General features: G+C 66.2%; 13 protein-coding genes and 1 pseudogene. 7 read left to right on the top strand and 7 right to left on the bottom strand.

Going from position 1 to position 8335, the window contains the following annotated elements; genetic code table 11:
- Positions 1-14 precede the first annotated feature (14 nt).
- Positions 15-365: a hypothetical protein gene (locus GTP77_RS27715; RefSeq protein ID WP_161075383.1), complete on the top strand. Its 351-nt coding sequence runs from the start codon at positions 15-17 to the stop codon at positions 363-365.
- Between the two features lie 58 nt (positions 366-423).
- On the opposite strand, the gene GTP77_RS27720 is transcribed toward GTP77_RS27715, so the two are convergent.
- Genes GTP77_RS27720 through GTP77_RS27745 form a run of 6 tightly spaced genes read right to left on the bottom strand, consistent with a single transcriptional unit; the run spans position 424 to position 3520 of the window.
- Positions 424-849 (bottom strand): hypothetical protein, encoded by a 426-nt coding sequence (locus GTP77_RS27720; protein ID WP_161075384.1) that lies wholly within the window; start codon positions 847-849, stop codon positions 424-426.
- An 18-nt stretch (positions 850-867) separates the two neighbouring features.
- Positions 868-1248 (bottom strand): phage holin family protein, encoded by a 381-nt coding sequence (locus GTP77_RS27725; RefSeq protein ID WP_161075385.1) that lies wholly within the window; start codon positions 1246-1248, stop codon positions 868-870.
- A 21-nt stretch (positions 1249-1269) separates the two neighbouring features.
- Positions 1270-1572, bottom strand: coding sequence for an ElaB/YgaM/YqjD family protein (locus GTP77_RS27730; protein ID WP_057155779.1), 303 nt, complete (start codon positions 1570-1572; stop codon positions 1270-1272).
- A gap of 52 nt (positions 1573-1624) precedes the next feature.
- Positions 1625-2173, bottom strand: a complete 549-nt coding sequence (locus tag GTP77_RS27735) for a ferritin-like domain-containing protein (RefSeq protein WP_161075386.1) — start codon at positions 2171-2173, stop codon at positions 1625-1627.
- Between the two features lie 20 nt (positions 2174-2193).
- Positions 2194-3114, bottom strand: coding sequence for an OmpA family protein (locus tag GTP77_RS27740; RefSeq protein WP_161075387.1), 921 nt, complete (start codon positions 3112-3114; stop codon positions 2194-2196).
- Positions 3115-3127: 13 nt separating this feature from the next.
- On the bottom strand, positions 3128-3520 hold the full coding sequence (locus GTP77_RS27745; protein ID WP_161075388.1) for a DUF4398 domain-containing protein: 393 nt from the start codon (positions 3518-3520) through the stop codon (positions 3128-3130).
- 140 nt (positions 3521-3660) lie between these two features.
- On the opposite strand from GTP77_RS27745, the gene GTP77_RS27750 reads away from it, so the two are divergent.
- The 3 genes from GTP77_RS27750 to GTP77_RS27760 all read left to right on the top strand — a co-directional run bounded on the left by GTP77_RS27750 (position 3661) and on the right by GTP77_RS27760 (position 6362).
- Positions 3661-5703, top strand: a complete 2043-nt coding sequence (locus tag GTP77_RS27750; protein ID WP_161075389.1) for an AsmA family protein — start codon at positions 3661-3663, stop codon at positions 5701-5703.
- A 107-nt stretch (positions 5704-5810) separates the two neighbouring features.
- On the top strand, positions 5811-6122 hold the full coding sequence (locus GTP77_RS27755; protein WP_161075390.1) for a BON domain-containing protein: 312 nt from the start codon (positions 5811-5813) through the stop codon (positions 6120-6122).
- Between the two features lie 27 nt (positions 6123-6149).
- The gene (locus tag GTP77_RS27760; protein WP_161075391.1) at positions 6150-6362 is read left to right on the top strand and encodes a YMGG-like glycine zipper-containing protein; all 213 of its coding nucleotides are present in this window, start codon (positions 6150-6152) and stop codon (positions 6360-6362) included.
- A gap of 13 nt (positions 6363-6375) precedes the next feature.
- Here the strand turns inward: GTP77_RS27760 and GTP77_RS27765 are convergent, their stop codons facing one another.
- Positions 6376-7119, bottom strand: a complete 744-nt coding sequence (locus tag GTP77_RS27765) for a Crp/Fnr family transcriptional regulator (protein WP_161075392.1) — start codon at positions 7117-7119, stop codon at positions 6376-6378.
- A 138-nt stretch (positions 7120-7257) separates the two neighbouring features.
- On the opposite strand from GTP77_RS27765, the gene GTP77_RS27770 reads away from it, so the two are divergent.
- From GTP77_RS27770 to GTP77_RS31425, 3 genes and pseudogenes are all read left to right on the top strand, one after another.
- Positions 7258-7935, top strand: a complete 678-nt coding sequence (locus GTP77_RS27770) for a glycine zipper 2TM domain-containing protein (protein ID WP_161075393.1) — start codon at positions 7258-7260, stop codon at positions 7933-7935.
- A gap of 98 nt (positions 7936-8033) precedes the next feature.
- Positions 8034-8180: a lmo0937 family membrane protein gene (locus GTP77_RS27775; RefSeq protein ID WP_161075394.1), complete on the top strand. Its 147-nt coding sequence runs from the start codon at positions 8034-8036 to the stop codon at positions 8178-8180.
- A gap of 15 nt (positions 8181-8195) precedes the next feature.
- A pseudogene (locus GTP77_RS31425) lies at positions 8196-8335 on the top strand (OmpA family protein); the annotation flags it as partial.

Consider the following 8335-nt stretch of genomic DNA (forward strand, 5'->3'; position numbering starts at 1 on the left):
ACAAGGAGCCCATCATGAAACGCACTCTCGTCTTAGGCCTGCTGGCCGCCTGCTGCGCGGCCCAGGCACAGGTCACGCCGCCGGAGGTGGAGAAGCACCAGCGCCAGGAACTGCGGCACGGCGATCCCGCCCGCTGGACCAAGCCTGACCGCACCGAAGCGCAGCAGCTGGCCACGCTGCGCAAGGAAATCAATGCCGCGCTGGCCGAGGCGCGCACCGCCTGCAAGCAGATGGAGCAGGCTGAACGCGCCGATTGCCTGAAGGAAGCGCAAGCCACTTATGTGGCGGATATGGGGAATATGCGCCAGCAGCTGGCCAATGCCAACAATCCGCGCCAGGCCGTGTACGACACCAGCGGGCAGTAAGCCGCCGGCTCAAAAAAAACGCCGCGATGATCGCGGCGTTTTGCTTTATCTACAGTGCTTATGGCTTGCGCCGCGAGAGCCACAGGCCGGCCGCCAGGGCGGCCACGCCGGCGACCAGCACCGGCTTGACGAGGCGGCGGCGCGCCACGAAGGAGCCGACGCGGATTGCCATCGGCAGCGCCCGCGTCAATCCCATGCCTTTGACCACGCCAATAATGCCGGCCAGGCTGGCCAGCCCGCCCAGGGCGGCCGTACCGCCCTCGCCCGCCGCGCCATCACGGCCGCCATGGCCGCCGAACAAGCCGGCGAAACGGTGCTGCACCGCCCCCAGCGCGTGCTCGATGGCGCCGTGCACCAGTGCGTCCGGCCGCAGCGCATTGCCCAGCTGGGCCTTGGCGTGCACCACGCTGACGCGGTAAAGCTGGCCTTCCAGCATCAGCTTCTCCTTGGCGGCGGCGTGCGCCGCGCGTTCTTCCTTGGTCATCGATCATTCCTTGGCACGTTACAGCAGCATGTCGCGGTCGCCTTTCAGCTCCGCCATCGTCATGGGCAAACCCAGCTTGTTCTGGCGCAGCAGGGCGCGCGCCATCATCACCAGCCATAGGGTGATGAGGACGAACGCCACTGCCAGGATCAGCAGGATTTTCCAGCCTATCGCGGCCCACGCCAGGTAGACCACAGTGGCGGTGGTGAACGCCACCGCGAACCAGCCGGCCACCAGCGCCAGCGCAAACACCACCGACAGCTGCACCAGGTGCTCGCGCACCTCGGACAGCTCCAGCGCGGCCAGTTCTATGCGCGACAGTATCAGCCGCGCGGTGTTGCGGCAGACACCGGCCAGCGAGCCGATCAAGCCAGGGGCGTGCGATGCGGGTTGCTCCATTTCAGCTCCTGGCACGCGCAATTACTTGCGGCCCAGGATCACGCCCACCAGCAGGCCGACGCCGGCTGCCAGGGCGATCGAACGCCATGGGTTTTCTTTCACATAGGCGTCGGTCGACTGCGCCATTTGCTTGCCGGCCGCAACCGCGCTTTGCTGCGCTTCGTGGGCCTTGGCCAGCGCCGTGTCCAGCGCGCGCATGCCGCGGCCACGCAGTTCCTCGGCCTTTTCACCGGTCAGCGCGGTGGCGGCGGTGAACAGGGCCTGGGCGTCTTTGACCAGGGTTTTCACGTCGTTGTTCACGGTACTGATGTTATTTTCAAGCATGATGGACTCCTGTTGTTATGGTGGGTTGAAACGGTACAGCAAAAAAAATATTCTATTCCAGCAAGTCTCGCATATCGTCGGCGTGTTCTTCCTCCACCGCCATGATCTTGATCAAGAGTTGCCGCGTCGTCGGGTCCGATTCGCCGATCTGCTCTATCATCTGGCGGTAGCTTTCAATCGCGACGCGCTCGGCGATCAGGTTGGCGCGCACCATCGATTGCACCTCCGCTGACTCATCATACTCGGCATGGCTGCGATCGAGCAATGTTGCCGGATTGAAATCAGGTTCGCCGTTCAACTGAATGATACGCTCAGCCAGCCAATCGGCGTGCTCCTGCTCCTGCGTGGCGTGCTCCAGGAACTCGGCCTTGACCCCGGCGTTGTCGCGCCCGGTGACCGTGTAGTAGTGGCGCTTGTAGCGCAGAATGCAGACCAGCTCGGTGGCCAGCGCGCCGTTCAGCATTTTGATCACCGCCTCGCGGTCGCCTTTGTAGCCGGCCGTCACCGGGCCGTCCGCCAAATTCTGCGCTGCCGCGCGGATGGCGGCCGTATCGATGCCTGCCGGTGCAGGGGATGCTGGGGTTACTGTCGATTCAACCATGATGCGTCCTTTTCAAAAGTTCATTGGCGCGAGGTGACAGGGCGGCCCGCTTCGGACAGCACGATCTCCACGCGACGGTTCAGCTGGCGGTTGCCCGCCGAGTCATTGCCGGCCACTGGATAGGCTTCGCCGTAGCCGCGCGTGGCCACCCGCGTGCCTGCCACGCCCATGGCCATCAGCGCGCTGCGCACCGCCTCGGCGCGCCGCTGCGACAGCTCCAGGTTGTGCGACGACGTGCCGGTGCTGTCGGTGAAGCCCTCCACCATCACGCTGCGGTCCGGGTTCTGCTGCAGCACGTCGGCCAGCTTGCGGATGGTGCGCTGGCCGCCTTCGGTCAGCACGGCCTGGTCGGTATTGAAGAGCACGTCGCCGAAGGTGATGACGATGCCGCGTTCGGTTTGCTTGGCTTGCAGCTCGGCCAGCTGTGCCGCCAGCGCATCGGCCTTGGCTTGCGCCTCGCGCGTGGCGCCGGCCTGCTGCTCGGCGGCCATGCGCGCCGCATCGGCCTGCGCCTTGGCGGCCTCCGCCTCGGCCTGGGCCTGCTCGGCGCCGCGTTTGGCGCGGTCCGCCTCGGCGGTGCGCGCATCCAGGCGGAGCTGGTCGCGCTGGCGCGCCGCATCGGCCACCGACGCCTCGGCGCCCTTCTGCTTGGCCACTTCCTGCGCCACGCCTATACGCTGCTTGGCGAGATAGGCCAGCTTGTCGACCTCGGCGGCATTCTCCTTGCGCGCGGCCGCTTCGTTGGCGCGGTCCAGCGCGGCCGTGGCCTGGCGCCACTCAGCCTGGGCATACTGCGCCACCGCCGGGTTGTTCTGCGCAGCCATATAGTCGCCGCGCGTCTGGTCCAGCAAGCTGGTGGTGGTGGGCGCCGAGCTGCAGGCGCCCAGCGCGGCGGCCAGCGCCAGCACCAGCGCGGCGGGTTGGAAGATGGATTTTTTCATGGTGGCCTCCTGCTTATTTGACGGTGGTGGTGTTGGCGCGGTCCAGCTCTTCGCGCAGCACGCGGATGTTTTCCTGCAGCGCGTCGGCGGCGGCGGTGGCTTTGGCCGAGTTGGCCTTGCTTTGCGCCAGGCGCGCATCGGCCTGGGCCTGCGTGGCCAGGTCGCGCGCGGCCTGGTAATCCTTGGCGGCCAGCGCCTGGTTGGCGCGCAGCATTTTTTCACGGGCCGACGCAATCTCGGCCGGGGCCAGTTCGGCCGCGCCGGACGAGGTGGCGCTGTCGACTGCCGCGCGCGACACGGCGACATCGGCGGTGGCGGGCGTCTTCTGGCTGGCGCAGCCGGTAATCACCAGCAGGGCCAGGCCGCAAAGGGCGGCGGCGGATTGCCTACGCAGCGGTGTGTTCATTGTTATTCTCCTTGATGGTTGCGATGTGTAAACGTTATAAGCGTTCCCAGGAAACCATTCAGTACGGTGCCGCACATTGCAGCCGCGACGCGTGGTGTAGGCTGCGCGTATAAACATAGAACACAAAGAAAGGCCGCATCATGCCCATGCCACGAAAGACAAAAATCGCCCTCGCCATCGGCGCCACCGTGCTGGCCGTGCCGGCCGTGGCGCTGGTGGTGCTGCTCAACTACGACTGGAACCGCGCGCGGCCCTGGCTCAGCGAAAAAACCAGCGAGGCCATAGGCCGCCCCTTCGCCATCAAGGGCAACCTGGCGCTGACGTGGGAAAAACAGATCGTGCCCGAACGCGAGCGCAGCTGGCGCGACCACCTGCCCTGGCCCCACCTGGTGGCGCGCGACGTCCACCTCGGCAATCCCGCCGGCATGGAGCCGGCCGAGATGGCCAGCGTGGGCGAGTTCTCCTTCTCGCTGAATCCCTTCGCGCTGCTGGGCAAGGAGATTTCGATTCCGGTGCTGCGTTTTGAAACCCCGTCCGTGCTGCTGCAGCGCGGCGAAGACGGCCGCAACAACTGGACCTTCGACAAAAAGGACAAGCCCTCGCCATGGCGCCTGGACCTGCAGCGCGTGGTGTTCACCAAGGGCACCGTGCACTACAAGGACGCGCTGGCCAAGGCCGACGCCACCGCCGAGATCGACACCATCAACGCCGACCCGCTGTACGGCGTGTCCTGGAAACTCAAGGGGCAGTGGCGCGGCGCGCCCGTCAGCGGCGGCGGCAAGGCCGGCGCCGTGCTGTCGCTGCAGCAGCAGACCGCGCCCTACCCGATCGCGGCCGACGTCAACCTGGGCGGCACCCGCATTGCCGTGGAAGGCACGCTGACCAAGCCCGCCGCGCTGGCCGCGCTGGACATGAAGCTGACCCTGTCCGCGCCCAGCATGGCGCGCCTGTACGCGCTGACCGGCATCGTGCTGCCGGAGACGCCGCCCTTCACCACCTCGGGCCACCTGAGCGCCACGCTGGGCAAGGACAGCGGCCACTACACCTACGACAAGTTCACCGGCAAGGTCGGCTCCAGCGACATCAGCGGCCATATGGAATACCAGCAAAAGCAGCCGCGCGGCTACCTGAGCGGCAACGTCCACTCGCGCCTGCTGCAGTTTGCCGACCTCGGCCCGCTGGTGGGGGCCGACTCCAACGCCAGCAAGGAAGCGCGCGGCCTGCCGGCCGTGCAGCCCAGCGGCAAAGTGCTGCCGGTGGAAAAATTCCGCACCGAGCGCTGGACCAGCATCGACGCCGACGTGAAATTCAAGGCCGACCGCATCGTGCGCGAGCACCAGCTGCCGATCGCCAAGCTGGAGACCGACATCCACCTGAAGGACGGCGTGCTGGCGCTCACGCCGCTCAATTTCGACTGGGCCGGCGGCACGCTGGCCTCCAACGTCAAGCTGGACGGCAGCGGCCGCACCGACAAGAACGCCATCCGCGCCGAGCTGAAAGCCACCGCGCGCCATCTCAAGCTGAAAGAACTGTTCCCCACGCTGGACGGCCTGAAGGCCAGCGTGGGCGAGATCAACGGCGACGCCTCGCTGAGCGCCACCGGCGACTCGGTGGCCACCCTGCTGGCCGGCTCCAACGGCGAATTGAAGGCGCTGATCAACCAGGGCAGCATCAGCAAGCTGCTGCTGGAACAGATGGGGCTCAACCTGGGCAACGTGGTGCTGACCAAGCTGTCCGGCGATAAGCAGGTCAAGCTCAACTGCATGGCGGCCGATTTCGCCGTCACCAAAGGCCTGGCGCAGACGCGCGAGTTCATCATCGACACCGACGACGCCGTCATCAATGTGAACGGCAGCGTCAACCTGGCCAGCGAGCAGCTGAACCTGACGCTCAAGCCCGACAGCAAAGGCCTGCGCATCATCACGCTGCGCTCGCCGCTGTATGTGACGGGCACCTTCAAGCAGCCGGACGTGAGCGTGGACAAGGGCGTGCTGGCCCTGAAGGCCGGCGGCGCGCTGGCGCTGGCCGTGGCGGCGGCCCCGGTGGCGGCGCTGCTGCCGCTGATCAACACCGGCCCCGGCAAGGACAGCGAATGCGGCAAGCTGCTGGCGCAGGCGCGCGTCAAGCCGGTGGCGCCGCCGCCCGGCAAGACGCTGAAAGGCAAACCCGTGCGGAAACAATAGGCAGCTTTGCTCCAGCGTGAGGTGGCGTACAGAACAATCGGCCGGTAAGCGCTACGCTGATCCTGTAGCAAGCGCCGCTCCAGGCGCCACACCACAAGGAGCCAACAATGAAACCTCTGCAATCCCTCCCTGCCCTGCTTGGCGCGCTGCTGCTGGCCGCCACGGTGGGCTGCGCATCGACGAGCACCTCGGAAAGCACCGGCGAGTATCTCGACGATACGGTGCTGACCGCCAACGTCAAAGCCGCAATGGTGAACCAGCCGGACCTGAAAGCCTCCGAAATCAACGTGGAGACCTACAAGGGCGCCGTGCAGCTTAGCGGCTTCGTGTCCTCGCAAGAGGAAATCGACAAGGCAGTGGCGGCCGCGCGCAGCATCAACGGCGTGAAAAGCGTAACGAACGACATGCGTCTCAAGTAATCCCCCCAACCATCAAGGAGAACCACCATGAACACCATCAAACACCTCGCGGCCATCGCCGCCATCCTGTCCCTGAGCGCTTGCGCGGGCATGTCCCAGCAAGATAAAAACACGGCGGTCGGCGCGGCCGTCGGCGGCGTGGCCGGTTCCGTATTGACCGGCGGCAGCGCGGTCGGCGCCGTGGGCGGCGCGGCAGTGGGCGGCGTGATCGGCAACCAGGTCAACAAGCCACCGCGTTAATCCCCGCCGGCTTTCACAGAAACACGTTAGCCATACCGATACTCCCCGTGTCCTTGACCATCTCGTAGCAACGGCAGGACACGGCCTCCAGGCCGGCCGAATCCAGTATCTCGATATTGCCCCGGCTGTAGGTAATCAGCTTCTGGTTCTGCAATGCGCTGGCCGCCTTGGTCACGCCGACGCGCCGCACCCCCAGCGCGTGCGCCAGGAATTCATGCGTCAGGTGGAATTTCTCCGATTGCAGCCGGTCCCGCGTAATGAGCAGCGAACGCGCCAGCCGCGCCTCCAGCACATGGAAGCGGCTGCACACGGCAATCTGGATCGCCTGCGCCAGCAAGGTATCGGTGTAGCGGTACAGCAGGCGCTGCAGCGACTCCATGCGGCCGAACTCGGCGCAGAAATCGCCCGCCTGGATGCGGCTGGCGTGCCCGGCGCGCTGCACCACGGCCCGCACCTGCGCCAAGCGATGGCCCAGCGCCACGGACGCGCCTATCATGCCCTCGCGCCCCACCGAGCCCACTTCCAGCGTCATGCGCCCTTCCGCCACGGCCAGCAGGGAAATCAGGCTGTCGCTGGGGAAGTAGATGTACTGGATGGCCTGGCCCGGCTCGTACAGCACGTCCCCGACGTCCACATGCACCTGCTCGCAGAGCGAATCGAGGTGCAGCAAATCGTCTTCGGGCAGGCTGGCCAGCAGCCGGTTGCCGAAGTCCGGCGGCGGCATGCTGCTATGTGCGGAGGCGAAGGTCAAGTCCATGGGATGGGAATAATTATCGTTTCTTTATCGTGAATTTCAGATTAGCGGCAATGAATAGCGGTGTATGTACGCTGACGCACTGAACCAGCCGGGCCGCGGGGAGAAAATCCTACGCATCAGACTGTTAAGGAAACCATCATGAACACCACCTCCCTGCGCACCAACCATCCACTGCTGCTGGCTGCGGCCGTTGCCGTCATCCTGTTCTGCAGCGTGGGCATCGCCGCAGTGATGGGCTGGCTGCCCAACTCCAACAGCACGCCATCGCCGCAGGCCGAGCTGCCCATCCAGGCCGCCGCAGCGCCGCTGCCAGAGGCACAGGGCCAGGCGTCCTATCCCGGCTACCACCCCGGCCCCGGCCCCGGCTCCAGCCTGACGCCGGTGCCGCCGCCGGCGAACCGCTCCGGCGCCGATGCGGGCGGCGGCTACGCTCCCGCCGCCGAGCCGCAGCGCGTGGCGCAGGCCGAGCCTGCCGCACCTGCCGTGTGCAAGAGCTGCGGCGTGGTGGAATCCGTACGCGAAGTGAGCACGCGCGCCCAGGGCAGCGGCCTGGGCGCCGGTGCTGGCGCCGTGGTGGGCGGCCTGCTGGGCCACCAGATCGGCGGCGGCACGGGCCGCCAGCTGGCCACCGTGGCGGGCGCGGTGGGCGGCGCCGTGGTGGGCAACCAGGTGGAAGGCAATATGCGCGCCACGCGCAGCTACACCATCAAGGTGCGCATGGACGACGGCAGCTACCGCACCTTCCACCGCAGCGCGCCGAACTGGCAGCAGGGCGAACGCGTGCGCGTGGTGAAAGGCGAACTGCGTCACGGCTAGGAAATTTTCCTGTATGTACGGCACCGTACAGATAAGCACTGCATCAACGCCGATACTGAAGCTTCCAACATCAACATCCACACGAGAGGACCACTATCATGCTCTATACCATCGCGGTTGTACTGATCATACTTTGGCTGCTGGGCCTGGTGACTTCCTACACCATCGGCGGCTTCATCCACGTTTTGCTGGTAGTGGCGGTCATCATGATCCTGCTGCGCCTGATAAGCGGACGCGGCATTTAGCGTAAAGGAGTCACCATGCAGCAAATCAGCAAGAAAAAACTGAGCGGCGCCCTGGCCGGCGCCCTGGCGCTGGCCATCGCCAGCACCGGCTGCGCCGACATGTCGGCCACCCAGCGCGGCACGGCCACCGGCGCCGGCGCCGGCGCCGCGCTGGG

It is taken from the genome of Pseudoduganella aquatica (assembly GCF_009857595.1).
Taxonomy (GTDB): Bacteria; Pseudomonadota; Gammaproteobacteria; order Burkholderiales; family Burkholderiaceae_D; genus Rugamonas; species Rugamonas aquatica_A.